Annotated in this window: 20 protein-coding genes; 5 read left to right on the plus strand and 15 right to left on the minus strand. The window is 33.5% G+C overall.

Annotation, left to right across the window (positions count from 1 at the left end):
- Positions 1 to 22 precede the first annotated feature (22 nt).
- The 5 genes from ACFFGL_RS03130 to ACFFGL_RS03150 form a co-directional block, all read right to left on the minus strand.
- The gene (locus tag ACFFGL_RS03130) at positions 23 to 2,443 is read right to left on the minus strand and encodes an alpha-ketoacid dehydrogenase subunit alpha/beta (RefSeq protein ID WP_309728784.1); all 2,421 of its coding nucleotides are present in this window, start codon (positions 2,441 to 2,443) and stop codon (positions 23 to 25) included.
- A 174-nt stretch (positions 2,444 to 2,617) separates the two neighbouring features.
- On the minus strand, positions 2,618 to 5,440 hold the full coding sequence (locus ACFFGL_RS03135) for a gluzincin family metallopeptidase (protein ID WP_309728782.1): 2,823 nt from the start codon (positions 5,438 to 5,440) through the stop codon (positions 2,618 to 2,620).
- Positions 5,441 to 5,526: 86 nt separating this feature from the next.
- Complete coding sequence (locus tag ACFFGL_RS03140) at positions 5,527 to 6,222, minus strand: LOG family protein (RefSeq protein ID WP_374708755.1); 696 nt, start codon at positions 6,220 to 6,222, stop codon at positions 5,527 to 5,529.
- Between the two features lie 24 nt (positions 6,223 to 6,246).
- Positions 6,247 to 9,078 (minus strand): excinuclease ABC subunit UvrA, encoded by a 2,832-nt coding sequence (uvrA, locus tag ACFFGL_RS03145; RefSeq protein WP_309728780.1) that lies wholly within the window; start codon positions 9,076 to 9,078, stop codon positions 6,247 to 6,249.
- An 86-nt stretch (positions 9,079 to 9,164) separates the two neighbouring features.
- The gene (locus ACFFGL_RS03150) at positions 9,165 to 9,752 is read right to left on the minus strand and encodes an acyl carrier protein phosphodiesterase (RefSeq protein WP_309728778.1); all 588 of its coding nucleotides are present in this window, start codon (positions 9,750 to 9,752) and stop codon (positions 9,165 to 9,167) included.
- Positions 9,753 to 9,846: 94 nt separating this feature from the next.
- Here ACFFGL_RS03150 and glmM point away from each other — a divergent pair, with 94 nt between their 5' ends.
- Positions 9,847 to 11,235 (plus strand): phosphoglucosamine mutase, encoded by a 1,389-nt coding sequence (glmM, locus tag ACFFGL_RS03155; RefSeq protein WP_309728776.1) that lies wholly within the window; start codon positions 9,847 to 9,849, stop codon positions 11,233 to 11,235.
- Positions 11,236 to 11,299: 64 nt separating this feature from the next.
- Here the strand turns inward: glmM and gldG are convergent, their stop codons facing one another.
- From gldG to ACFFGL_RS03175, 4 genes are read right to left on the minus strand one after another with little or no spacing between them, the layout of a single operon-like run.
- Positions 11,300 to 12,976, minus strand: coding sequence for a gliding motility-associated ABC transporter substrate-binding protein GldG (gene gldG / locus ACFFGL_RS03160; protein ID WP_309728774.1), 1,677 nt, complete (start codon positions 12,974 to 12,976; stop codon positions 11,300 to 11,302).
- A complete protein-coding gene (gene gldF, locus ACFFGL_RS03165; RefSeq protein WP_309728772.1) occupies positions 12,973 to 13,704 on the minus strand; it encodes a gliding motility-associated ABC transporter permease subunit GldF in 732 nt (243 codons plus the stop codon). Before gldF ends, gldG begins: the two co-directional genes overlap by 4 nt.
- A 5-nt stretch (positions 13,705 to 13,709) precedes the next feature.
- Complete coding sequence (locus ACFFGL_RS03170) at positions 13,710 to 14,006, minus strand: putative quinol monooxygenase (protein WP_309728770.1); 297 nt, start codon at positions 14,004 to 14,006, stop codon at positions 13,710 to 13,712.
- A complete protein-coding gene (locus ACFFGL_RS03175) occupies positions 14,006 to 14,836 on the minus strand; it encodes an SAM hydrolase/SAM-dependent halogenase family protein (RefSeq protein WP_309728768.1) in 831 nt (276 codons plus the stop codon). The genes ACFFGL_RS03170 and ACFFGL_RS03175 overlap by 1 nt, the downstream gene beginning before the upstream one ends.
- Positions 14,837 to 14,935: 99 nt before the next feature.
- Between ACFFGL_RS03175 and ACFFGL_RS03180 the strand changes: the two genes are divergently transcribed.
- A complete protein-coding gene (locus ACFFGL_RS03180) occupies positions 14,936 to 15,889 on the plus strand; it encodes a PhoH family protein (RefSeq protein WP_309728766.1) in 954 nt (317 codons plus the stop codon).
- Entirely contained in the window at positions 15,889 to 16,845 is a 957-nt protein-coding gene (locus ACFFGL_RS03185; RefSeq protein ID WP_309728764.1) for a phosphoribosylaminoimidazolesuccinocarboxamide synthase, read from the plus strand. The genes ACFFGL_RS03180 and ACFFGL_RS03185 overlap by 1 nt, the downstream gene beginning before the upstream one ends.
- A gap of 12 nt (positions 16,846 to 16,857) precedes the next feature.
- Here ACFFGL_RS03185 and ACFFGL_RS03190 read toward each other — a convergent pair whose 3' ends face one another.
- From ACFFGL_RS03190 to ACFFGL_RS03200, 3 genes are all read right to left on the minus strand, one after another.
- The gene (locus tag ACFFGL_RS03190; protein ID WP_309728762.1) at positions 16,858 to 17,358 is read right to left on the minus strand and encodes a hypothetical protein; all 501 of its coding nucleotides are present in this window, start codon (positions 17,356 to 17,358) and stop codon (positions 16,858 to 16,860) included.
- Between the two features lie 2 nt (positions 17,359 to 17,360).
- Positions 17,361 to 18,449, minus strand: coding sequence for a DNA topoisomerase IB (locus ACFFGL_RS03195; RefSeq protein ID WP_309728760.1), 1,089 nt, complete (start codon positions 18,447 to 18,449; stop codon positions 17,361 to 17,363).
- Positions 18,450 to 18,617: 168 nt separating this feature from the next.
- Positions 18,618 to 19,706 carry a M42 family metallopeptidase gene (locus ACFFGL_RS03200; RefSeq protein ID WP_309728758.1) on the minus strand — a complete coding sequence of 363 codons (1,089 nt, stop codon included), beginning with the start codon at positions 19,704 to 19,706 and terminating at the stop codon, positions 18,618 to 18,620.
- 107 nt (positions 19,707 to 19,813) lie between these two features.
- On the opposite strand from ACFFGL_RS03200, the gene ACFFGL_RS03205 reads away from it, so the two are divergent.
- Complete coding sequence (locus ACFFGL_RS03205; protein WP_309728756.1) at positions 19,814 to 20,500, plus strand: DUF4294 domain-containing protein; 687 nt, start codon at positions 19,814 to 19,816, stop codon at positions 20,498 to 20,500.
- A 30-nt stretch (positions 20,501 to 20,530) separates the two neighbouring features.
- On the opposite strand, the gene ACFFGL_RS03210 is transcribed toward ACFFGL_RS03205, so the two are convergent.
- From ACFFGL_RS03210 to ACFFGL_RS03220, 3 genes are read right to left on the minus strand one after another with little or no spacing between them, the layout of a single operon-like run.
- On the minus strand, positions 20,531 to 22,621 hold the full coding sequence (locus ACFFGL_RS03210) for an OmpA family protein (RefSeq protein WP_309728755.1): 2,091 nt from the start codon (positions 22,619 to 22,621) through the stop codon (positions 20,531 to 20,533).
- An 11-nt stretch (positions 22,622 to 22,632) separates the two neighbouring features.
- Entirely contained in the window at positions 22,633 to 23,565 is a 933-nt protein-coding gene (locus ACFFGL_RS03215) for a PorP/SprF family type IX secretion system membrane protein (RefSeq protein WP_309728753.1), read from the minus strand.
- A gap of 6 nt (positions 23,566 to 23,571) precedes the next feature.
- Positions 23,572 to 26,187 (minus strand): gliding motility-associated C-terminal domain-containing protein, encoded by a 2,616-nt coding sequence (locus tag ACFFGL_RS03220; RefSeq protein WP_309728751.1) that lies wholly within the window; start codon positions 26,185 to 26,187, stop codon positions 23,572 to 23,574.
- Between the two features lie 75 nt (positions 26,188 to 26,262).
- On the opposite strand from ACFFGL_RS03220, the gene ACFFGL_RS03225 reads away from it, so the two are divergent.
- On the plus strand, positions 26,263 to 26,400 hold the full coding sequence (locus ACFFGL_RS03225) for a putative porin (RefSeq protein ID WP_309729107.1): 138 nt from the start codon (positions 26,263 to 26,265) through the stop codon (positions 26,398 to 26,400).
- The last annotated feature ends 41 nt before the right edge of the window (positions 26,401 to 26,441 follow it).

Consider the following 26,441-nt stretch of genomic DNA (forward strand, 5'->3'; position numbering starts at 1 on the left):
TTTTATGGATGAGTTTCAAAAATTATCCTATCGCAGGAAATTTTGAAGGATTTACTTCATTAAAAATTTCGTAAACCTTTTCAAAAATATCTTCAGCAGAAGGTTTAGAGAAATAATCTCCATCGGTTCCGTAAGCGGGTCTATGAGCTTTTGCTGTTAAGGTTTGCGGTTTACTATCTAAATGAAGGTAAGCGTTTTGATTATCTAAAATTTCAGATAAAATATACGCTGAAGCTCCACCTGGAACATCTTCGTCGATGACTAATAAACGGTTTGTTTTAGCCACACTTTTTACAATATCATGATTTCTATCGAAAGGTAACAAGGTTTGTACATCAATAATTTCAGCTTCAATACCTACCTGTGCTAAATCTCTAGCTGCTTCTTCAATAATTCTTAAGGTTGAACCGTAAGAAACCAAAGTGATGTCCTTTCCTTCGCGAATTGTCTCTACCACACCTAAAGGAGTTCTAAATTCCCCTAAATTATTAGGCATTTTTTCCTTTAATCGGTAACCATTTAAACATTCTACAATTAAACCCGGTTCATCGCCTTCTAAAAGTGTATTGTAAAAACCGGCAGCTTTGGTCATATTTCTTGGTACAGCAATATGAATACCGCGTAATAAATGCGTAATTCCACCCATTGGCGATCCACTATGCCAAATTCCTTCCAATCGGTGACCACGAGTTCTTACAATCAGCGGCGCTTTTTGTTTTCCTTTGGTTCGGTAATGAAGTGTTGCCAAATCATCACTCATAATTTGTAAGGCATAAAGAATGTAATCTAAATACTGAATTTCAGCAATAGGTCGAAGTCCGCGCATTGCCATTCCAATTCCTTGTCCTAAAATGGTAGCTTCACGAATTCCTGCGTCAGAAACACGGAATTCACCATATTTATCTTGCATTCCTTCTAAACCTTGATTTACATCACCAATATCTCCGGTATCTTCACCAAAAATTAAAGTTTCAGGTTTGTTTTCAAAAATCTTATCGAAGTTATCACGCAAAACTAATCTTCCATCAACTTCTTCAGCATCGTCGTCATAACTTGGTTTTACTTCTTCAATATTTAAAGCAGACCATTCGCTTTGGCTATATAAATGACTGCTATATTCTGGTTGAGTAATTTCTTTAAAGTTGCTAATCCAATTTTGCAATTCTGTTTTAGCTGAAGAATCTTCATTAATTACATAGCGAAGTGCTTTTCTAGCGGTACGTAATACTTCAAATTTTTGAACATTTTTTATTTCTGAAAGTTCTTTTTTCAGCTGATTTATGAAGTTTTTATTTTCACTACTTTCAGCTAAATCATTCAGTAAAGTAATTACTTTTTTCTGTTCTTTTTTCGGCTGATCTCCAAAAGCATTCCAGGCTGCTTTTTTGCCTTCTCTAACTTCTTTTTTAGCCTCTTTTTCAATTTCGGCAAGTTCTTCTTCCGTGGCAATGTCGCTTTCTAACATCCATTGACGCATTTGCGCATTACAATCGTATTCTTTTTCCCATTCTAAGCGCTCTTTACTTTTGTATCGCTCATGAGATCCTGAAGTTGAATGACCTTGGGGTTGCGTAAGTTGAACCACATGAATTAAAACCGGAATGTGTTTTTCTCTCGAAATTTCGCCAGCTTTTTCATAAGTTTCCATTAAGCTAGGATAATCCCAACCGTTTACCACCATAATTTCGTAACCGTCATTATCTTCATCACGTTGGAAACCTTTTACGATTTCAGAAATATTTTCTTTGGTAGTTTGGTATTTAGCAGGAACAGAAATACCGTATTCATCATCCCAAACACTAATTACCATAGGTACTTGCATAACGCCGGCAGCGTTTAACGTTTCCCAGAATAAACCTTCACTTGTACTAGCGTTCCCAATTGTCCCCCAAGCAACTTCATTTCCTTTTACTGAAAATTTATTGGCTTCGATAATTCCATCTACATTTCTGTAAATTTTAGAAGCTTGTGCTAACCCAAGTAACCGTGGCATTTGTCCGGCAGTTGGAGAAATATCTGCACTTGAATTGGGTTGTTCGGTTAAATTTTTCCAACTTCCGTCTTCATTTAAACTATGCGTTCCGAAATGACCGCCCATTTGTCTTCCGCCGGCCATTGGTTCGTGTTCAATATCGGTATTGGCGTACAATCCTGCGAAAAATTCTTGCACGGATAATAAGCCTAACGCCATCATAAAAGTTTGATCTCTATAATAACCTGAACGGAAATCTCCGTTTTTAAATGCTTTTGCTAAAGCTAATTGCGGAACTTCTTTTCCATCTCCAAAAATACCGAATTTAGCTTTTCCGGTAAGTACTTCGCGACGTCCCAAAAGACTACATTCTCTACTAATTACAGCGGTTTTGTAATCTTCGATTACTTGCTGTTTAAAATCTTCAAATGAAATATCTTTATTCTTAACTTGTGTTTCTGTATCCTGCATGAGTATTTCTTTTTTCGTGGTAGCGAAGATACTAAAAATCACTCGAAATGTCAATTAAAAATAGGAGGGAGGTTTGAGTTTTTTGAAGTTAAATGCATTTTTAATTGAATAATCTGTAATTTATTCAGCTTTAAATGAAAATACTTAATTATTCTGTAAATTTTTGCGAATATTTTAATACCAACGTCTGGTAAATAATTTTAGTAACGTATTTATGTCTAAAGAAACGATAAAGCGAATTTTTTGATCGTAATTGGGCTGATCAATCTCCCAACCGAGATTGGAATAGACCGGAAAAAATAATTCAAAATAATCTTGTACTAAACTTACGCGAACTCCAGAATCGTATAAAAATTTAGCCTTGTTACCGCTATTTTTTACCAAACCAACATCGCCATAAGCGTGAATCCAATTCCACATCGTGAAACTGGAATTTAAACTGGTAATCCATTGATTGGCAAATTCGGGTTGAAGTTGCGATTTAAATCCGCCTTCTGCTTCAATATATTGCTGACTGAATAAACCTTCGCTTTCACTTCTTCCGTAGTAATTATAATCAAATAAATAATCGGTTGGGCGATCTAAAGCAAAGCTGAAATAATCTGAATTTTTACTATCGTTAAATAGAAAAGCACCGGCGAAAAAGCGAAATTCTAACTGGCGATTGTTTAAAAATAATTTTCGCCATTTCGATTCAAACGAAAGTTTACTAAATTTTTTTGCGATTTGATAGTCAAAAGAAGCAGTAAAATAATCTGCAAAATTTTGGTTGCTATAATTATACTGTAAATTAAAAACGCTATAATCGGGTTCATCTACCGGATTAGTAGCCGCACGATCTCTAAAAACATTTACGCTTCTAATTCCAATGGCTTGTTTTTCGTTATCGCGTAAATAAGGATTTCTAAAATAAATATTGAAAAAGGGCGTGACTTTATGGTAATATAAATCTTGCGCATATGAATAACGTGTTCCGCTAAAACCGTACTGAACAGCGTTCATTTTCTGATTTTTGTATTGATGAACATTGCTTATAGAAGCAGAACCAACCAACGCGCCACTTGTAAAACCATATTTTGGAGCGATTTTGTAATTGAAATTTCGACGTAAAATACTTTTGTTATAAAGTTTTGGACCAATTGTTAATCCATCATATAAATTGTAGTCGAATTCGGGAATGATAAAAAATTGTTGATACGCGGGATCTTCAACATCATCTAATAATCTGAATTGTATGGGTTTGTGTAATAAAGTTGTTACACGATGGTAATTATTTCTTCGGTTAATTTCAGGAATTACGCCATCGTGATTTAGAGCTAAGCGGTCGATTTCATCACGCGGAATGGTGACTTTTTTTATTCCGTTTACATCTTCAATCCAATATTTAGCGACGATGGAATCATTTTTTAATCCGAATAACGAGACAGGTAATTTATTGGGATATTTATTTATAATTACAACTGAAAGCGAATCTTCAGTTTTCTTAACTTCTGATATTTTAAAATCGATAAAATTGTTGGAAGGAACAAAATCTGTAAAAAACCAATCGATATTTTTAGAAGTATTTTTTTTCAGAATACGTTCGAAATCTTCAGGGTGAACGGGTTTTAATGTATAATCTACGTAAAATTCTTTAATGCTTTTTTGAAGGGTAGAATCGGCTAAAAAATTATCGATATAATTAAAACCCAGTCCGGCTTTATATGGGTTGGCAATATTTTTATTGAATTTTACCAACGAATCTTGCGGCGTGGTTAAAGCTTGATCTAAATTTAATCGCGCCATATTCATAAATAAATAGTGGTAGCGATCATTAAATTCTAAATCGGCTAAATGGAACCAACGTAACCCAATTATTTCGCTAAAGCTGCCAATTAATTTTACATCATCATAATAGGTTTTTACATATTCCATCATCAAGTAAATATGGATAGCATCAACTAACCATTTTTCTTCACGCGGATTTAGTAAAAGTGTTGTGTTTAAATATTTTTTGGTAATCGTTTTTAAAAGTTTAATATCATATTGAAAACCATCTGGAAACGGACGAATAAATCGTGGTAATTGATTAAAACCGTAAACCGGGCTTTGATCATAATCTTCTTCTGAAACTACAATTTTATCATACGGATATTTGCCTAATTTTTCTTCTAAAAAATCAACCGCACGATCTAAGGTTAATTCTTTTAATTCAGTTTTAATATCGTTGTCTTGAATATTGCTTACAACTTCAAGATCATCAATTTTATAGGTTTCAAAAAAATCATTTTCTAAAACATACAGCGATAGATCAATTCTGTCTTTCCCGGTAAGAGAAACTTTCTTCGTTTCAGAATCAATTAAAGTAGGTTCGCTAACATCTAAATTTGAAATCACATTATAAGCGAGTGGAACTCTTAAATCGATTGAAAAATCTAACTTCGGAATAAATAAATCGTGCAAATTTTTATGGCTGTAAACATTCCAATCGCCATTATAAACCGCGGGAAGAATCATCCAATATTTTAATTTGAAAGTACCTTTTCCGTAACCAAATCCGGTAAATTTATCATCGGGAATTTTAATTACATAATTTAATTGAATTTCTGTAGTCTCATTTGGTAAAAGTGGTTTGGTCAATTCAACTCTAATAACATCAGGCATATTTTCCGGTCTAACCCAACGCATTTTTTGTTGAAGTGAATCTTGAATATTTTCAATTATTGTATAGCCTCTTTCATGATCTTTCGCATAATGATATTTTCTATAATAATCTTCAGCAAAGCGTTCGGCTAAAGGCGTTGTTTTCGAGGAAAAGCTATTTGCCCAATCATTTAAATAAATTTCCTGAAGAGAATTTTCACTTGTATTTTTATATTGAATTTTTTGTGAAAAAGAAAGTGTTTTTTCGCTTACGCTTAAAGCAGCAGAAGCTTTAATGCTATGTTGTGCGAAGCATTCCGTTCCTAGAAAAATAACCACAAAAAGGGTTAAAAATAATGTGTAGATTATTTTCAAATTAAAAATTACTTTAAAAACTGGTTGGGAAAGCTTTTTTATGAACCCGAATGTATTACAATTTATTTTATAATAAAGCGATTTATTTAAAAATTAGGACTTAAATTATATTGGTTGTAAAATTCATCTAAAATCTGAATAACATCATCTTCGGTATCTGCCATTTGTACCAGATGGATATCGCCGGCGCTAATATTTTTAAAGTTATCTAATAAAGTAGTTTTTACCCAATCGAATAAGCCTTTCCAAAATTCTGAACCGACTAAAATAATCGGAAACTTATCTATTTTATTAGTTTGTATTAATGTAATGGCTTCAAATAATTCATCTAAGGTTCCAAAACCGCCTGGCATTACTACAAAACCTTGTGAATATTTAACAAACATTACTTTACGCACAAAGAAATAATCGAAATCTAAACTTTTATCTTTATCGATAAATGGATTGTCGTGTTGCTCAAACGGTAAATCAATATTCAAACCAACTGAAGTTCCGCCGGCTAAATGTGCACCTTTGTTACCAGCTTCCATAATTCCGGGTCCGCCACCAGTAATGACACCATAACCGTGTTCTACAATTTTTTCAGCAACACGTGTAGCCAATTTGTAATATTTATGTTCAGGATTTGTACGCGCCGAACCGAATATAGAAACACAAGGTCCAATTTCACTCATGCGTTCATAACCGTAGACAAATTCGCTCATTATTTTAAATAACGCCCAGCTGTCGTTTGTTTTTATTTCGTTCCAGCCTTTGTGGCGTTGATGTTTCATAATGCTCATAGATTCGTTCTTTTCAACTTAAAACTATTTTAGTTCTTTTTTCAAAAATTTAGCCGTGTAACTTTTTTTATGCTTGGCAACTTCTTCGGGTGTTCCCTGCGTAATTATTTTTCCGCCATTTTTTCCACCTTCATAACCAATATCAATAATATGATCTGCTAATTTAATCACATCCATATTATGTTCGATAATTAAAACAGTATTTCCTTTGTTCGTCAATCGATTTAAAACTTCCATCAATACGCGAATATCTTCAAAATGAAGTCCGGTTGTAGGTTCATCTAAAATATAAAAAGTATTTCCAGTATCGCGTTTCGATAATTCGGTTGCTAATTTTATACGTTGCGCTTCACCGCCGGAAAGTGTTGTACTTTGTTGACCAAGCGTAATGTAACCCAAACCAACATCTTGAATAGTTTTTAGTTTTCGGTAAATCTTCGGAATTTGATCAAAAAAGTCGGTCGCTTCATTAATAGTCATTTCTAAGACATCACTAATCGATTTTCCTTTGTAGCGAATTTCTAAAGTTTCTCTGTTGAAACGTTTTCCCTGACAAGTTTCACATTCAACATAAACATCGGGTAAAAAATTCATTTCAATCACTCGAAGTCCGCCACCTTTGCAAGTTTCGCATCTTCCGCCCTTTACATTAAAACTGAATCTTCCCGGTTTATACCCTCTAATTTGCGCTTCCGGAGTTTTAGCGAATAAACTTCTTATTTCTGAAAAAACACCGGTATAAGTCGCTGGATTTGAACGCGGCGTTCTCCCGATTGGCGATTGATTAATATCGATTACCTTATCGCAATTATCTAAACCTTTTATGCTTTTATAGGGCTGCGGAACTTTTACGCCATTAAAATAATGCGCGTTCATAATCGGGTAAAGCGTTTCGTTAATTAGCGTCGATTTTCCACTTCCGGAAACGCCGGTAACTAAAATCATTTTTCCCAACGGAAGTTTAACCGAAACATTTTTTAGGTTATTTCCGGTAGCGCCTTTTAACTCGATAAATTTTCCGTTGCCTTCACGTCTTTTCTTCGGAACTTCAATTTCTTTTGTTCCATTTAAATAAGAAGCCGTTAAGGTTTTATGTTTTTTGATTTCTTCTGGTGTTCCTTGACTAATGATTTCACCGCCGTGTTTTCCGGCAAACGGACCAATGTCGATAACGTGATCGGCACGTTCTATCATATCTTTATCGTGTTCAACTACAATTACGGAATTCCCGACATCGCGTAAAGATTCTAGCGAATTGATTAGTTTTTCATTATCGCGTTGATGAAGCCCAATACTTGGTTCATCTAAAATATAAAGCACACCAACCAATTGTGAACCAATTTGTGTAGCCAAGCGAATACGTTGCGCTTCACCGCCAGAGAGTGATTTAGAGCCACGATTTAAAGAGAGATAAGTTAAACCAACATCGACTAAAAATTGCAATCGCGTACGAATCTCTTTTACGATTTCTTCAGCGATTTTCCATTGATTTTTGCTGAGTTTCTTTGGAAGTTTTTCAAACCAATCGGTAAGTTCCAGAATATCTTTTTCAGCTAATTCAGCAATATTTTCTTCGTTAATTTTAAAATAAAGCGATTCTTTTTGCAGTCTGCTTCCTTCGCAATTTGGGCAAATCACTTTATCCATATAACTTTTCGCCCAACGTTTTAGTGAGGTAGAATCGTTGTTATGATACGTATTTTCTATAAAAGTCGCAACGCCTTCAAAATCTATTTTATAGGTTCTAGTAACGCCAAGATCTTTAGAATTGACTTCAAATTTTTCTTTTCCGCCGTAAAGAATCATTTCTAATCCTTCTTTTGGAATATCTTTAATCGGGTCTGATAATTTAAAATTGAAGCGGTCCGCGATTAATTCCATTTGCTTAAACGCCCAATTTTTTTTCTGATTTCCGTGCGGTTCTAATCCACCGTTTTTAATAGATTTAGAATCATCGGGAATTATTTTTTGAAGATTTACTTTATATAAACTTCCAATTCCGTTACAAGTTGGGCAAGCGCCTTTTGGCGAGTTGAATGAAAAATTATTCGGTTCAGGATTCGGGTATGAAATTCCCGTAGTCGGACACATTAAATTTCTGCTGAAATAGCGAATTTCATCAGAATCTTGATCTAAAATCATTAACACATTATCACCCTGATTCATGGCGGTATTTATACTTTCCGCTAAACGTTTATCAAGGTTTTTGCTATCGTCAACTTTCATTCGGTCGATTACAATTTCCACATCGTGTGTTTTGTAACGATCTAGTTTCATTCCTTTTTCTATATCGCGTACTTCACCATCGGTTCTTACTTTTAAAAAACCTTGTTTGGCAATTTGTTCAAACAATTCACGATAATGCCCTTTTCTGGAACGAATAACCGGCGAAAGAATATTAATGCGTTTTCCTTTAAACTCTTTTTTTATGAGGTTTTTAATTTGCTCATCGCTGTAACTCACCATTTTTTCGCCCGTTTTGTAACTATAGGCTTCGCCAGCGCGAGCATATAAAAGGCGTAAAAAATCATAGATTTCAGTAATTGTACCCACAGTACTTCGCGGACTTTTACTTGTCGTTTTTTGTTCAATAGCGATTACAGGTGAAAGTCCGTCGATTTTATCTACATCAGGTCGTTCTAAACCGCCGAGAAATTGCCGCGCGTAAGCAGAAAAAGTTTCAATATAACGGCGTTGACCTTCAGCATAAATGGTATCGAAAGCCAACGAAGATTTTCCGGAACCCGAAAGCCCGGTAATGACTACTAATTTTTCTCGTGGAATGGTAACATCTATATCTTTTAGGTTATGCACTCGGGCGCCTAAAACTTCTATATTTTCGTCGAAATTTGCCATAATTTTTTGCAAGATGCGAAGTTACTCAAAGTCTTGAAAATAAGAAAGCAGCCGTCTTAAAGGTTTGATAAAATTCTTATAAATTTTCAGTTGAAGTTTTTACGTTCATTTTCTGAAAATTGAATAAGTTCTTCAAAAAAAGAAGTGAATTCATTTTCAAATAAAGTATAATCTTCTTTGAATTCTTTAATGGAATGATGAAGTTGAATTTTACTTTTTACGCGACCATTCATCTGAAAAAGAATTTGCTCAATTCCTTCTATGGTAGCATAATTCAGCAACCAATTTTGGCTCACCATATAGGGATAAAATTTTTGTACCCGTTTAGGTAAAATTTCAAAATTAGTTTTCAGCAAATAATAAAATTCATCTACATAAATGGCAAGCGAAGTATCGTGATATTTTTTCCAATTTTTCGCTAAAAAATGATCGTACAACACATCAATAATTACGGAAGCGTAATGGCTGTAAATGGGGAAGAGGCGATGTGTACTTTTAAAAACAGTAGGGTGTGAATCTGTAAAAGAGTCTATTTTTCGGTGTAAAAGTATTCCTTGTTGAACAACTTCCGGGTATTTTTTATAGTTTTTTCCTTTCACAGAATCGGCTATAAAATTTCCTATTTTTAGGTCTTCATTTTCTCCCGAAAGGTAAATATGCGCAAGGTAATTCATAAATCTAAGTTACGTTTAATAATTCCTTCATCCAAGGGTTTTGCTTGCAGAATTATTGCGTGTATCTTTGTTAATCTATTTCAATAAAAAAACTATGACTTTAATAAAATCAATTTCAGGAATCCGAGGAACTATTGGCGGAACTATTGGCGATAATCTAACACCGATTGATGCCGTGAAATTTGCCGCAGCTTATGGAACTTGGATAAAAGAAGAACGCAATAAAGAAACTTACCGAATTGTGGTTGGGCGAGATGCAAGAATTTCGGGCGAAATGATTCAGCAGTTGGTAATGAATACATTAATAGGAATGGGAATTCACGTTATTGATGTCGGTCTTTCAACAACCCCAACCGTAGAAATGGCCGTGCCGATGGAACATGCTGATGGCGGAATTATTTTAACTGCAAGTCATAACCCTAAACAATGGAATGCGCTAAAATTACTGAATGAAAAAGGCGAATTTTTAAGCGGAAAAGATGGTGCTAAAATTCTAGAAATCGCAGAAAGTAATAAAATTAGCTTTGCTGAAGTTGACGATTTAGGAAAAATTACCGTTAATGATGCGTATATCGATTTACATATTGAAGAAATTGTAAACTCTTCTTGGGTAGATGTAGATGCGATAAAAGATGCCAATTTTAAAGTCGTGGTCGATGGTGTAAATTCTACTGGCGGAATTGCAATTCCGCGTTTATTAGAAGAATTAGGCGTTGAAGTTGTAAAATTATATTGCGAACCGAATGGACATTTTCCGCACAATCCCGAACCTTTAAAAGAACATTTAACTGATATTTGTAAGTTAGTAGTGAAAGAAAACGCCGATTTAGGAATTGTTGTAGATCCTGATGTAGATCGACTTGCTTTTATTGACGAAAAAGGAAATATGTTTGGCGAAGAATACACGCTTGTTGCTGTTGCCGATTATATTCTAGGAAAGCAAGCCGGAAATACGGTAAGCAATCTTTCTTCTTCCAGAGCGTTACGTGATGTCACCGAAAAGCACCGCGGAAAATATCAAGCCAGTGCTGTTGGAGAAGTGAATGTTGTGCAGCTTATGAAAGACACTAACGCAATTATTGGCGGAGAAGGAAATGGCGGAATTATTTTTCCTGAATTTCACTACGGGAGAGATAGTTTAGTTGGCGCGGCTTTATTTTTAACACATTTAGCAGAGAAAAAAATATCAGTTTCTGAATTACGCGAAGAATATCCGGCGTATTTTATGAGTAAAAATAAAATTGAGTTAACACCACAATTAGATGTTGACGCGATTTTAGCTGAAATGGAAAAGAAATATGCAACTGAAGAAATTTCTACCGTTGATGGCGTAAAAATAGATTTTCCTGAAAATTGGGTTCACCTAAGAAAATCGAATACCGAACCAATCATTAGAATTTATACGGAAGCAAAATCGCAACAAGAAGCTGATCAATTAGCAGAAAAAATTATGCAAGAAATTAAAGAAATAGCCGGAATTTAAGAAGCTATATAATATTTTCTTTAATTATAAAAAGGCACTTTCTTTGGTAAGGAAGTGCTTTTTTTTACTTCACATATTTTCTTTTTCTAATTGCAAAAAAAGCAATCGCAAAAATTCCTAAGAAAACGAGCGGAAGTAAAATATTTATTAGTTGCCATTTTAATTTTTCGTCTTCAATTTTTTCAGTGTTTAAAAAAGCTAATTTTACTTCTTTAGAACGAATATCTACCAAACCGGTGTCGTCTAACATATAATTTACGGCGTTCATTAAAAATTCTTTGTTTCCATATGTGTTTCCGGTGTAGCGATCGTAACCGAGTGGTTTTGGTTTTCCTTGGCTAAATTCGTTTTTAATTACATTTCCGTCAGAAATCACGAGCATTTTTGTTTCTTTTCCGTGTTCTATTTCATTTTCTAAGGGAAAAGGTTTAATTCTGTTTTCATACACAGAACTGAATTTCCCTTCCAACAAGACGGCTAAAGGTTGTGGTCCATCTTTGTATAATTCAGGATTGGGACGTTCTTCAATAATATCTAAACTAAGTTGTAGCGGCGTTCCTTCAACTTTTGTATACGGCGAACTACTTAATAAAACCGTTTTTTTAATGCTGTTTTTTAACGTATCAATAGGGTTTGCAAAATCAAATTTTACCGCTTCAATATTATTTACAATTGGATGTTTTTTATCTGAAATTGCCAACGGAGAATAAAACCAAGGATATGGATTAAATTCAGTTTGATTGCCAGAACCGGAAGCGAGAATTAAAGGAGCAGAATTAATATCATTCACCAAACTCGGATTTATTCTTATTCCGTATTTAAAGAAAAAATCAGTTAAATTTAAATCTTTTGGATACGCTAAAGCTGAATTTTGAGGGTTGTTAAATAAGCTATCTTTTTCAATATTTACGGTTTCGGCTAACCAAAGTGCTTTTCCACCATTTAATAAATATTGGTCGAGCACGTATTTTTCTTCTTCAGTATATTTTTCAGTAGGTTTTGCTTCAAGAATTAAGTCGAATTCTTTTAATTTCTGAAGGGTTTGCTGTGGAGTTTTCGCTACAGAATCTAGCGTAAATGGTGCTATATAATAATATTCGCGTAAATCTTTAATAAAATCGGCAATAAAAGCATCGGGTAATTCACCGTTTCCGCGCATTACCGCGATTTTTTTAGAACGCGGTTTTACTAATTTATTAAACGCATCAGCAAAAATATATTCTAATTGTTCAACTGAATTATTAACGGTTTCTTCTTGCGAATCGCCAACATTTCTTTTCAGCAAATTTATTTTAACCGATTGGTCTTTATACATCGCAACTGCCCAAGGAAATAAAATACTTTCGCTTGTTTTTCCGTTTTCGTAAACATTTAGCGTTTTCGGAATCATTCCCGCTCGGTAAAAACGTTCGGCTATTTGTTGTGCGTCTCCACCATCTGCTAACGGATTGATAAAATTGAATTTTATTTGAGAATTATTCGCGCTGAATTCTTCTAACAAATAACGTGTTTCACGTTGTAAACGTTTGTATTCTGAAGGAAATTCGCCTTTTAAATAAACATCTATTATAATAGGTTCTTCAACATTTTCTACAATATTTTTTGCTGTTGAAGATAACGTATAGCGTTTGTTTTCGGTTAAATCGAATCGTTCAAAATAAAATGAAGCAATAACATTCAGAAGAATAATTATTCCAATAATTACTGCAATGGAAACCCGCTGATTTTTTTTAGAACTCATAAACTGGTTTTGTAAATCATATATTTAGTAAGGCTTAAAAAAATACCGGCAAGACTTAAAAAGTAAATAACATCTCGTGTATCTATAATTCCGCGGCTAATACTTTTATAATGAAAACTGATTCCTAAATATTCTAACGCGTAAATTTCTGAACCAAATAACTGAAAATTGCTTATTCCTTCAAAAGCGAAATAACTTAAAAAGCATAATAAAACTGCCAGAATAAAAGCCACAATTTGATTTTTTGTAATGCTCGATGAAAAAATACCGATTGCAGTATAAACCGCACTTAAGAACAATAACCCGAGATAAGAACCAATGGTTGCACCTAAATCAAAATTTCCTTCAGGTTTTCCTAATTCGTGAATGGTAAGCACGTAAAGTAAAGTAGGTAAAAGCGCTAAAATTACAAGAATAAGCGAGCCAAAATATTTTCCTAAAACCAATTGCCAAGTCGTTATGGGTTTAGTAAGTAGAAGCTCCAATGTTCCTTGTTTTTTTTCTTCAGCAAAACTTCGCATGGTAATTGCGGGAATAAGAAAAATAAAAATCCACGGAGCGATTAAAAAGAACGAAGATAAATCTGCAAAACCGTAATTTAAAATATTAAAATCGCCATTAAAAACCCAAAGAAATAATCCGTTTACCACCAAAAAAATACCGATCACTAAGTAACCGATTGCTGAAGAAAAAAATGCGCTTATTTCTTTTTGAAGTATTGCTTGCATAATTTCTACGTTAAACTCACTAATTTATTTACACTCCACGCTTCGGCACGTTCGCTAAATTTTGCTTTTGTGGTTGCCCAAACCGATTTAAATAAAGCGGAATGTCTATATTTTTCTAAAGCTTCTTCATTATTCCAATAACTATAGGTGAAGAAAATTTGTGGGCGGTTTTTTTCTTGATAAAGTTCTAAAAAATTACACCCTTCAAATTTTCTGATATGTTCCTTTTTCTCATCAAACATTTTTTTGAAGTTTTCAATTTCTTCTTCCTTAAAAGTCATTTTTACAATTCTAACGAGCATTAGGTAAATTTAATTGTTACAGAATCCATTAATTTTAATCCAAATAGAGTAGCGGCACTTCCTACCGTTCTTGGGTTACTTTTATATATTGCGAGCTCAATATAATCTGATGCGTTGAAAATAGCTAATTTCTTACCTTCTTCTTCGCGTTTTTCTTTCGGAATGCTAAAATTTATCGCGTCGCTGTAACTTTCAAATATTTTTGAAAAATTCACCGAGCGTGCCGATATATTAAATTTTCTTCCTTTCCCGATAGCTTCAAAAAGTTTTCGAGAAATGTTGGTGACCACATTTCCGTAATTATCGATATACATTACGTGACCCACCAATTGATTTTGTTCTTGATTTACAAAAGGTTCAAATTCCTTTAATTGCTTAATCTGCGGAATAGTTTTTCCAATAACCTCCAAAGTTCCGCCACGTGCAATATGGCAAGCCACTTTTACAAAAATATCGAGCACAGGAAAGTTGGTTTCAACAGCATCGTGTATATTAATTTCCACTACTTTTTCCGGTTTTATTTCTGAAGCGATTAAGGACATAATTCCGTTATTGGCGCAAATAAAATAATGACCATCTAATTCCAGCGCAATGTGTTTATTTTCAGGCGTTATTTCAGAATCTACTCCAATAATATGAATCGTTCCTTTCGGAAAACTATTATAGGCATTTTTAATAATATAAGCCGCTTCAGTAATATGAAAAGGAGAAATCTGATGCGAGATATCAACAATTGTTGCCGACTCCAATTCACTTAAAATGGCGCCTTTAACCGCTCCGGTAGAGGGATCTTTCTGTCCAAAATCGGTTGTTAATGTTATTATCGCCATGAATGAGGTTTGTTAATATTTTTACGGTGGTTTGCTCGTAATTTTGATTAAATTTGTAATGCGAATTTAAAGATAAATGACAAATAAACGTACCTGCTTTTGAACGAACTTATCATCGAACTTTCAGAAATTAATCCAAGAGAATTTTTTGGATTGCAAAATGCAAACATCGAGTTGCTTAAAAAATACTTTCCGAAGCTAAAATTAGTAGCGAGAGGCAATCAAATAAAAGTTTATGGCGATGAAGAACGCCTAGAAGAATTTGATAAACGCTTTAACATGCTTATGGAACATTTCGGCAAATACAATAAACTTGACGAAAATGTAATCGAACGCGTGTTAACTAGTGAAAAAAAGGAAGATTATGAAACTTCAGCAGCAAGTGGCGAAATTTTAGTTCACGGCGTAAGCGGTCGTCTAATAAAAGCGCAAACCGCCAATCAACGAAAATTGGTAGAACTCTGCGAACAGAATGATATGGTTTTTGCTGTAGGTCCAGCAGGAACCGGAAAAACTTATACGGGTGTTGCTTTAGCTGTAAAAGCTTTAAAAGAAAAACAAGTACGTAGAATAATTCTTACGCGACCTGCCGTTGAAGCAGGAGAGAATTTAGGTTTCTTACCTGGCGATCTAAAAGAAAAACTCGATCCATATATGCAACCTTTATATGATGCATTGCGCGATATGATACCAAGTGAAAAATTAGATTCATTTATCGAAAAAGGAGTTATACAAATTGCACCGATGGCTTTTATGCGTGGTAGAACCTTAGATAACGCGTTTGTTATTTTAGATGAAGCGCAAAATACATCGCACGCGCAAATGAAAATGTTTTTAACCCGAATGGGAAAAAACGCGAAATTTATGATCACCGGCGATCCGGGTCAAGTAGATTTACCGAGTAGAATAATTTCAGGATTAAAAGAAGCTTTATTAGTACTGAAAAATGTAAAAGGAATCGGCGTAATTTATTTAGATGATAAAGACGTTATTCGTCATAAATTAGTTAAAAAAGTAATTGCCGCTTATAACGCAATCGAAAATAGAGAATAATGAGTAACACCATAATAAGTACAGATTATAAATTTCCTAATCAACGAAGCGTTTATAAGGGAAAAGTTCGTGAAGTTTATATGCTTCAGAATGATAGGGTAATTATGATTGCTACCGATCGTTTAAGCGCTTTCGATACGGTTTTACCAAAAGGAATTCCGTATAAAGGTCAGATTTTAAATCAAATAGCAACCAAAATGATGGAAGCTACCGAAGATTTAGTTCCCAACTGGCTTGAAGCGACTCCAGATCCTAATGTTGCTATTGGGAAAATGTGTAAGCCTTTTAAAGTTGAAATGGTAATTCGCGGTTATTTGGCCGGTCATGCTGCTAGAGAATATAAAGCAGGAAAACGAACATTATGCGGAGTTTCTCTACCAGAAGGTTTAAAAGAAAACGATAAATTACCGGAACCAATTATCACGCCTTCTACCAAAGCAGATTTAGGTGATCACGATGAAGATATTTCTCGAGAGGCAATTCTAGAAAAAAATATTGTAGAAAAAGAAGACTACGAGATTTTAGAAGATTACACCCGAAAACTTTTTGAACGCGGAAGTAAATTGGCCAACGAACGCGGATTAATTTTGGTAGATACCAAATATGAATTCGGAAAAACTGCCGATGGAGAAATTGTACTAATCGATGAAATTCATACGCCGGATTCTTCTCGTTATTTTTATTTAGAAGGTTATGAAGAACGCCAAAAAAATGGAGAAGAGCAGAAGCAACTTTCCAAAGAATTTGTGCGTCAATGGTTAATTTCTAAAGGCTTTCAAGGAAAAAAAGGTGATGAATTACCAGAATTAACCGAAGAACACATCACTAAAATTTCCGAACGTTATATTGAATTATATGAAAATATTACAGGAGAAAAATTTGAAAAAGCTTCTATCGAAAATATTGAAAAACGAATAGAAAAAAACGTTTTAAATTATTTAGAAAAATCGCTTTAAATAAAATTTTGGTTAATTGTTATTTTCATAATTATTAACGCGATCTTTCGTGGTTTTTCTTGAATCTCGCATCTGCTGGTTTGTAGTATCTTCAACGGTATCTAACGAATCTTTTTGAGTAGTTAACGTTAAAATTTCATCAATCGTCATCGGTATCGTTTTAGTAAATTTAATTACTTTTCTATTATTCAATAGAATAACTTTAAAAGTGGCGTCTTTCTCCATCATATCCATGTACTTGTTATAATTATATGCGGTAGAAATATCACTATTGTAGACCGATCGAGCAGCATTTGGGGTGACGTGAAAAGCAGTTACGCCAAGTGCTTTTAGTTTTTCTCGATTTTCAAAAATTATATCGCGCTGTTGCATCGCAAAGTCATTTTCCATTTCTGTGGAAGCGAAAACGATGCTATAATTTTCAGTTATATTTTTATCTTTCGGATTTTCCGGAACTTGTGCAGAAGTTACCGCAAATTGAAAGCTTAATAAAAAAAGTAGTACGTATTTCATAGTTATGAATTTATATTAATTTGAAATTCTTTTATAAGTTCTAAGAGAACTTCTTCGGTTTGAGAGAATTTTTTTGAAACTTTTTTCGATTTATTTTTTTCTAATTTTTCAAAAGAATCGGTTAACGTTCCTTCTTCATATTTTTCAGCAATTAAAGGATGAACATAATAATTTTTACAAACGCTTCTGGTATTTCCCAACGCTTCGGCGGTTTCATCGTAAGCTTGAATTAAGTTTTTTTGTGTGTGCTTTTTGGTTTCAGGGATTTCTAAATCTTTTAAACTTTCAAAGAAAATTTTAGTTGCTGACCAGGTTCTAAAATCTTTTGCTGAAAAATAAGCGCCTGATAAATCTTGAATATATTCATTAATTAATCCGCTGTCGATGGAATGTTTTTCACCGTCTTCATCGTAATATTTAAATAATTCCCAACCCGGAATTTCTTCACATTGATTTACAAGTTCAATAAGTTGAGCGTCGTGAATATCAATATGATGTTCTTTTCCTTTTTTACCCACAAAATTGAAAGTTAATTCTTCGTCGTGTAAATCGACATGTTTAGAACGTAAAGTTGATAAACCGTAGGTATGATTAGTTTTTGCGTAATATTGATTCCCGATACGAATGTGTGTTTCTTCCATTAAACGAATAACCAACGCCAAGACTTTTTGCTTTGGCATTCCTTTTAGTTTTAAATCTTTTTCAACTTGTTCGCGAATGGCAGGAAGCGCTTCGCCGAAAGAAATCATTTTAAAAAATTTAGTCTGATTTTTGATTTTAGACCATTCATCATGATAGCGGTAAACTTTTCGCTCTTTATCATCTCTTCCTACAACTTGTAGATGACCATTCTCTAAATGTGTAATTCTCACATTTCTCCAAGCGGGTGGAATTACAAGACTTTTAATTCTACTTAAACATTTTTCATCACAAACTTTATTTCCTTCTTTATCGGTGTAATAAAATTCTCTTCCGTGTTTGTGACGCTGAATGGTTAATTTCTCATCGGTAATGTAAACTAAACCTGTATAATCTGCGATTTGCTGAGGTTCAGCCAAAAGTGTATCTATTTTTTGAGCAGCAACTGCCATAATTTTTCGGTTTTCTCTTGAAAAGATACTTTAATAGCAAGACATTTTGTAATAATTATTTGTGAATAATATTTAAATATTTATTAATTGTTAGTTTATTAAGAAGTGTTTTTCACAAAAAAACCTCTCAAGATGTTGAGAGGTTTTTTACAATAATTTCAGAAAAAATTAGTCAAAATAACTAAACGTTTCTCCTTCTTTTATTTGAAGTAAACTTTCATAAATTAATTTAATAACATTTTCTACATCTTCGCGATGCACCATTTCTACAGTCGTATGCATGTAACGTAATGGCAAAGAAATAAGCGAAGAAGCCACGCCACCATTGCTATACGCAAACGCGTCGGTATCGGTTCCTGTCATTCTACTTGCTGCTAAACGTTGAAATGGTATTTTTTTATTTTCGGCTGTTTCAATAATCATCTCACGCAATTTATTTTGTACAGCTGGAGCATAACTAATTACCGGTCCGCCGCCAATTTTTGTATCGCCTTCCTTTTTCTTGTCAATCATTGGCGTGGTAGTATCGTGCGTAACATCGGTAACAATTGCAATATTTGGTTTAATGCGTTGAGTAATCATTTCAGCGCCGCGTAAACCAATTTCTTCTTGAACTGAATTGGTTATGTACAATCCAAAAGGCAATTCTTTTTTATTTTTTTTCAGTAAACGAGCAACTTCAGCAATCATAAAACCGCCCATTCTGTTATCTAAAGCACGGCAAACAAATTTATTTTTATTGAGTATAAAAAATTCATCTGGATAAGTTATGACGCAACCTACGTGAACGCCGAGTTTTTCAACTTCTTCTTTTGTAGAACAACCAACATCTATACAAATATTTTCAATTTTCGGGGCTTGTTCGTCACTTTTATCGCGCGTGTGAATTGCTGGCCATCCAAAAACACCTTTTACAATTCCGTTTTTGGTATGAATATTTACGCGTTTGGAAGTAGCAATCATATGGTCGCTTCCGCCGTTTCTAATTACATAAATAAGTCCGTCGTCAGTAATATAATTTACGTACCAAGAAATTTCATCGGCGTGACCTTCAATGACAACTTTAAATTCTGCTTCGGGATTTATAACACCTACTGCAGTTCCGTAAGTATCGGTAATAAATTCATCTACATAAGGTTTTAAATAATCCATCCAAAGTTTTTGTCCTTCAGATTCATAACCGGTCGGCGCGGCATTATTGAGGTATTTTTCTAAAAAGCTTAACGATTCTTTTGTTAAAATTGTTTCCTTTGCCATATTGATTTTGCTATGTTTTTCACGAAATTACTAATAAAATAGAATCTTCCCGAATCATATTTCTTAAATTTGGAACAGTTTTCGATGTATTATTTTAAAACTCATACTTGAAATATTTATTTTACATAGCAATGTTCGTCACTTTTGGGGTTTCTTCACAAACCTTAAAAACTAGATTTGCTGAAGTTGATAAAGCGCAAGATTCTACTAAACAAAGCTTTATAATTATTGAGGAAGATTCTACCGCCACAATAATGGATGCAATTGATTTAGATGAAGTTTTGGTAGTTGGTGCTTATAAATTTGATAGCAGAAATGAACGCCGACAATATTTAATTTTAAAGCGAAAAACCAAAAAAGTTTGGCCTTACGCCGTTTTAGCTTCTACACGATTAAGTGAACTTCAAGAGCGATTATCTAAATTAGAATCGGGTTATAAAAAGCGAAAATACACGCGAATTGTACAAAATTATATTGAAGAAGAATTTACTACGGAATTAAAAAAACTGACCAAAACCGAAGGACAAATTTTGGTGAAATTAATGTACCGCCAAACCGGAGAAACCACTTTTGATATTGTGAAGGAATTAAAAAGCGGCTGGCGTGCGTTTTGGTATAACACAACCGCAAGTCTATTTAATATTTCATTGAAGGAAAAATTTGATCCGCTAGAGGTGAAAGAAGATTATTTTATTGAACATATTTTGCGTCGCGGTTTTCAAAAAGGTGATATTGAAAAACACCCTTCAGCCATCGATATTAATTTTGTGACTTGTATGCAAAAATGGAATTAAACTTTTCAATTTTTAATTCTTGAATATATCTTATTCAAAAGATAAAATTACAAATTCACATCTTCGGTTAATTTCATGTTGTTCTTCTGTGCAAGAATCTTCCGTTTCGCAATAAATAATAGGTTGGGTTTCGCCGTAGCCTTTCGCGGTAATTCTATTAATATTTATTCCTTTTTCATTAAAATATTCCATTACAGAATTCGACCGTTTTTGGGATAAATTCATATTATATTTATTGTTTCCGCGGATATCGGTGTGCGTTCCGATTTCTAATTTCATAGTGGGATATTTTTTCAATAAAGCAATTACTTTATCTAAAACTACGCGCGATTCTTTTCTGATATACCACAAATCATAATCAAAGTAAATAGGTTCGGTTTTAATTAAAAAACGATCTTTTTTCTCGTCTTTTATAATCGCTTCTTCTTCAACGACAATTTTTGTAATCCGTTCTTTTTTCGCGGCTTTTTCAGCTTCTATTCTTTTTTGCTCCGCAATTTTTTCAGCTTCTTTTTGCGCTTCTAATTCGCGTTGTTTTCGCGCAAGATTTTCCTCTTTAATTCGAATTTTTTCAGCTTCACTTAATAATCTTAAGTCTGCTTTTTGTTCTTTTTTCCGAATGCTTGAAGTTTTTAGTTGAATTGTATCATTTTGATAATTTTTTTTAGAACCGATTAGTACATAAGAGTTGTTACAATTCACTTTAAAATTGAAATTTGCTTTTTCTCCCGTTATAATACTGTCTTTTATAATTGAATTCTGAATTAATTTTACGGTAGAATTCGCTAATAATTCGCCGGTAGTTTTATCATAAACAGTTCCGGTAATGAATTGGTAGCAATCTTCAATTAGTAACGGAAGTGTTTCCTGAAATTGGTAAATATCATCGCTTCCTTTTCCGCCCGGTCTATTTGAAGAAAAATAACCGCTCGCATTTTTTAGGTTTTTAAAAAACGCAAAATCATCGTAACCGGAATTTGTCGGTAAACCAATATTGTCGGGCTTTGAAAAAGAATTTTCTTCCGCTTTAGCGATAAAAATATCTAAAAATCCAAATCCTGGATGACCATCTGAAGCGAAATATAAATTTCCTTCTTCATCAATAAACGGAAATTGTTCTTTGTGTTTGGTGTTAATTTTTGGACCTAAATTTTCAGGATTTTTAAAATCATTAGTGTTTACTTTATACAAATCGAAACTTCCAAAACCGCCGGGTTTATTCGAGGCAAAATAAAGTGTTTTTCCGTCTGGACTTAGCGCCGGATGTTCGGTAGAGTAGTGGTCGCTATTAATTGGAAGCGAAGTTACATTTTGCCATTTGCCGTTTTTTAATTCGGCTTTATAAATTTGTAATTGCGTAACTTTAGTAGAATCTCTTTTCTTTTTTCCGTTTAAATAATTATTTCGTGTAAAATAAACCGTGTTTCCATCAGCAGAAAAAACAGCGTTCGATTCATGAAAACGCGTGGTTAAATTTTCGGAAAAAAGTTTTGCTTCAGAAGCAGTATTTAATTCAGCTTCAGGAATTTTATAAAGATTTAAATATGGAGAATTATTCCAGTAAAAAACTTTATCGAATAAGCCTTGTTTTTTTTCAGCGGAAGCAAAAACAAATTGATCATTCAGAATAGTTCCGCCAAATTCTGAATTTTCAGTATTTAAAGGTAAATTTTTTATTTTAAAACGGTTTCCAATTGCTTTTACATTTTCTAAATACTGAAGCCGTTGTCTATATTTTTGTTGTTCTTCTTCCGTTTTATATGAAAAATCTAGACTTATTTTTTCAGCTTCTTGATAATTTCCCAGCGCTTTTAAGGTTTGTATAAATTGAAATTGATGTTGTTTATCAAATTTTTCAGGATAACGAGCAGCGAAAATTTTATAATATCGAGCCGCTTTTTTTACTTCAAAAGTGAAATAATAACTATCGGCTAAATTTAGAAGAATTTCTGGAGTTTGGTATTTACTAATAACTTCTTCATATAGCGGAATTGCCTTTGAATAATAAGTTTTATAAAAATATTGATTAGCTTTTTTTACACGAAAATCTTGGGCTTTTGTAAGAGAAGTAAAACTTAGAAAAACGATGCTAAAAAGAAAGAAACGTAAAAAGCGGTTCATAAATTTTAAGTTTAAAAGAATCGTGGCGATTTGTCGTAGCCATTATTAAACGTGAGATCGAAAAGGATAAAAATTTCGTGACTTCCAGAATTGTAATTTCCGAAATTTGTAGTGGTATAATCATAAGCGTAACCGATGCGAAGATTTTGAGTGATGCCAACGTTCATTAAAGCGCTCACAGAATCGTCTATTCTATACGATAAGCCAAGTTCAAATCGATTTAGATAACGAACGTTTGTTGAAACATCGAACATTGGTGGAACGCCTTTTACGCTGCGAACCAGAAACGAAGGTTTGAGTTGAAAATCGCTATTTAAATTAAAAACGTAACCACCAGTTAAATAGAAATGAATTTCTTCTCCGCCAACCCGCTGAATTCCGTCCACTTCATCTAAATGTTTACTCGATAAAAAGTTTGGAGTAGAAAACCCGACGTAATAATTATCGGTATAAAAAAATACTCCGGAACCGATATTTGGATAGGTTTTATTTAAATTTTCCCGAAATGCGGGATCAGAACTTACGCTTCCGCTTTCTAATCTGAAGTTGTTAAAATTAGTATTTAAAAACGTAACACCGGTTTTCAGCCCAAATGCAAGCGTATGTTTTTCTGAAAGTTTTAAATTATAAGCAAAATCTGCATAAATATTATTTTCCTTTAAAGCGCCATCGCCAATATCGTCAGAAATAAACGAAAGTCCAGTTTCTACTTTTTCATTAATAGGAATATGACCAAAAAAAGAAAAAGTTTTTGGAGCGCCAACTGCGCCAACCCATTGCGATCTGTGAAAACTACCTAAATTAATTGTTCCCGGTGTTCCAGTAGAATATGCGGGATTGATCACATTCATGTTATACATGTAATTTGTGAATTCAGGATCTTGTTGCGCAATTAGAATATTACTAAAAAGGAGAAAAGAAATATAAAGTAATTTTTTCTTCATTGAATGTTATCTATTTAAATACAAACGACCTTGTTTTGGCGATTTATTATTTTTGTTGAAGCGAATCACATAAAAATAAACACCGTTTGGAGCAATTTTATCTGAAGAATTTTCTGTTTCTCCGTTCCATTCTGGATGTTTAATATCGCCGGTAAATAATAATTTTCCGTAGCGGTTGTAAATGTCAAATTCATATTCAGGATATATAAATTGAATATTTTTAATGCGGAAAGTATCGTTGATTCCATCATTATTTGGTGAGAATGCATCGGGAATAAAAAAGTCGTATTCTTTATCGGGGTTTTCGGTATCACAATTCGTTAAGGTTACGCTAACTTCAATTGCATCGCTCGCTTCACAATTATTTGCTTGATCGATATTATATCCAAAATAAATAGTGTCATCTGAAAGCGGTGTGTCTTCTGAAAGTAAATTTCCATTACTATCGTACCATTCGACCGTAAAATTTGTTACAGAAACATTCTTAGTTAAATCTGAAATTGTAGGATTATCGGCTCCACAAAAAGAGGCACCATCTTGAATAAGATTTACAGGCGGAACTTGATTTATAATTACTGAAACCAGAGTTTTATCTGAAATACAACCATCGTTACTTATAATAGAGACATAATAATCTTGGTTACTCAAAAGTGTAGTTGGGTTAAGCTCCGTAGTGCTTGTTTGATTTTCGAACCATAAATAATTATTTCCATTGGGAATTAAATCTGAAATTGTAGCTTCTTCAACTTCACAAAATTCTTGTGGAGTAGGCGCTTGCGGAGCATCGGGAATAGGATAAAGTGTAAAATCTTTTGTGTTTGTAGCTTGCGAAGCGCATCCGGTTTCTACATTAGTAACGTAAATTAAATTAAAAGTACTTGTTCCTGTATTTGTAAAAGTTGTTGCTGGAATGGTAAATTCAACTGAATTGTTGTTTATATTTAAAGTAATTGTTTCATCTGAAAGACCATTAGCTCCACTTATATTGTAAATAATTTCTATTTGATTAATATTTGAAATATCATTTATAGTCACTAAAACCGACTCGCCAAAACAACTATTCTCAATTATAATTTCATAATTATCGGGATCGGGTAGAGGGTTTATTTCAAAATTAGTACTTAAATCTATTGAGTTATCACAGAAATCATCACTGATACCGGTAATAGTTAAGGTGGTAGTTCCTGTATTTTGAAGAAGAGAATTATCTAAATCGAAGGAAGCTGAACCATTTTGAAATGTTAGATTTATAGAATTTGAAACTGAATTTGCTCCGCTAATTTCATAAGTAATTGCGTAATCTCCATCAGTTAAATTTGCATTAGAAATAGTTACTGTGTTATTTTCACCTACGCAAATATCAGGAATGTCAATAGAAGCATCTTCTAAATTTGGAATTTCAAGGATTTCAAAATCGGTCGTTAAATCCCAAATAATATCACAAACAATATCTTCAGGATCATCAACTGTAATACTATCAATAGTTAATGTGTAATTTCCAACGGTGGGAGTAAAATTATCATCGATGTTAAAAAATGGATTCGCTCTGGTAATTTCAGCAGCGCCTGAAAAACTTACCGGTCCGCTTATGGTATAATTTATTTGGTAATCATAAGTTGGTACATTGTCAATCCCGGGTAAATTATTAAAATTAACCACAAAATCATGCGTATCAATTTCATCTTCACAAATAGAATCAATAGATAAATTTGTTCCTGTAAAATCAATAATTCTTCTAATGATCACAGGGATGGTTGAAGTTTCTTCATGACAAATTGGGTGGTTTGGAAATACAGTATAGCTAAAAGAATAAAATCCATACCCTGAAGTATTAAAAATATTCTGAACATTAATTTCGGTATCATTTGGTCCATTTAATTCTGAAGTGCCATCTTCAGACCAAACTCCATTCGGATCCTGTCCACTTATATAGTTTAGCAAATCTACATTTGTATAATTTGCTAAATCATCAATTCCACAAAACTCAAGCGAAGTTGTGCTCCCAGGATTAGGTAAAGGATGAACTGTTAAATCTACGGTTGAAGTTTGTGCGGGACAAGTTCCAACACTATTTACAGTATAAGTAAAGGTATAAGTACCCGGACCTAGAATTGTTGCATTATAAATACTTCCGCTCAAAGCTCCTGTATTGCTGATATCTGCCCAGGTTCCACCTAAGTGTGGATTAGGATTATTTCCTATAAATTGAAATAAATTTACTGAATCATCATCTTCACAAGCATTAGCTTGAAAATTATCTTCACCAGCATAGCCGCCTAAAATTATGGTAACAGTAGCTTGGTTATCAGTACAACTTGAATCGTTTACAGTATAGGTAAAGTGATATATTCCTCCACTAGTAATTTGCCAAAGATTGACAATTCCATTTGAAGAAGGTCCTACAAAAATAGGAAGATTTTCATCACTGCTCCAATTCCCACCTGTATTTGGAGTTCCATTAAGTAATGGAAATAAATCTAATGAAGAATTATCTGAATCAGGAATATTGCAAATTGTTATGAAAGAATCACTACCTGCACATTGACCGTAAACTGAGGTAATTCCTATTAGCAGGAAAGTAATTAAGAATAAAAGATTGCAGCGAAAATAATTTTTAATCATATTTATATTATGATAAGTAAATCGGCTTGCAATATAAATAAAATATTTTAAGATAATTTTTAGTTTTTCTCCAAAATCCGCCAGACTCGTATTTTTTTCAAGTTGGAGAACGCGCAATCCTTATTGGATCAGAATGCCAATTACGTAGCCCCTTTGCATCCTTACCGTGATTTTGCGATCCGTTTTGGTTTGGTCTGGAATTTCTTTTTATAAAAAATAAGGGTTTAGGAGTTTGTTTTCCAGAAGGTTGTTTC

Origin of the sequence: Mesonia maritima, from assembly GCF_042433895.1 — a bacterium.
In the GTDB taxonomy this organism is placed as follows: domain Bacteria; phylum Bacteroidota; class Bacteroidia; order Flavobacteriales; family Flavobacteriaceae; genus Mesonia; species Mesonia maritima.

Bases quoted from the DNA above. Each gene is read 5' to 3' on its own strand.
- ACFFGL_RS03210 (WP_309728755.1), bottom strand. From the start codon at position 22,621: ATGAACCGCTTTTTACGTTTCTTTCTTTTTAGCATCGTTTTTCTAAGT.
- ACFFGL_RS03200 (WP_309728758.1), bottom strand. From the start codon at position 19,706: ATGGCAAAGGAAACAATTTTAACAAAAGAATCGTTAAGCTTTTTAGAA.
- ACFFGL_RS03170 (WP_309728770.1), bottom strand. From the start codon at position 14,006: ATGCTCGTTAGAATTGTAAAAATGACTTTTAAGGAAGAAGAAATTGAA.
- uvrA (WP_309728780.1), bottom strand. From the start codon at position 9,078: ATGGCAAATTTCGACGAAAATATAGAAGTTTTAGGCGCCCGAGTGCAT.
- ACFFGL_RS03195 (WP_309728760.1), bottom strand. From the start codon at position 18,449: ATGGCAGTTGCTGCTCAAAAAATAGATACACTTTTGGCTGAACCTCAG.
- ACFFGL_RS03190 (WP_309728762.1), bottom strand. From the start codon at position 17,358: ATGAAATACGTACTACTTTTTTTATTAAGCTTTCAATTTGCGGTAACT.
- ACFFGL_RS03130 (WP_309728784.1), bottom strand. From the start codon at position 2,443: ATGCAGGATACAGAAACACAAGTTAAGAATAAAGATATTTCATTTGAA.
- ACFFGL_RS03140 (WP_374708755.1), bottom strand. From the start codon at position 6,222: ATGAGCATTATGAAACATCAACGCCACAAAGGCTGGAACGAAATAAAA.
- ACFFGL_RS03220 (WP_309728751.1), bottom strand. From the start codon at position 26,187: ATGATTAAAAATTATTTTCGCTGCAATCTTTTATTCTTAATTACTTTC.
- ACFFGL_RS03150 (WP_309728778.1), bottom strand. From the start codon at position 9,752: ATGAATTACCTTGCGCATATTTACCTTTCGGGAGAAAATGAAGACCTA.
- glmM (WP_309728776.1), top strand. From the start codon at position 9,847: ATGACTTTAATAAAATCAATTTCAGGAATCCGAGGAACTATTGGCGGA.
- ACFFGL_RS03185 (WP_309728764.1), top strand. From the start codon at position 15,889: ATGAGTAACACCATAATAAGTACAGATTATAAATTTCCTAATCAACGA.
- gldF (WP_309728772.1), bottom strand. From the start codon at position 13,704: ATGCAAGCAATACTTCAAAAAGAAATAAGCGCATTTTTTTCTTCAGCA.
- gldG (WP_309728774.1), bottom strand. From the start codon at position 12,976: ATGAGTTCTAAAAAAAATCAGCGGGTTTCCATTGCAGTAATTATTGGA.
- ACFFGL_RS03175 (WP_309728768.1), bottom strand. From the start codon at position 14,836: ATGGCGATAATAACATTAACAACCGATTTTGGACAGAAAGATCCCTCT.
- ACFFGL_RS03215 (WP_309728753.1), bottom strand. From the start codon at position 23,565: ATGAAGAAAAAATTACTTTATATTTCTTTTCTCCTTTTTAGTAATATT.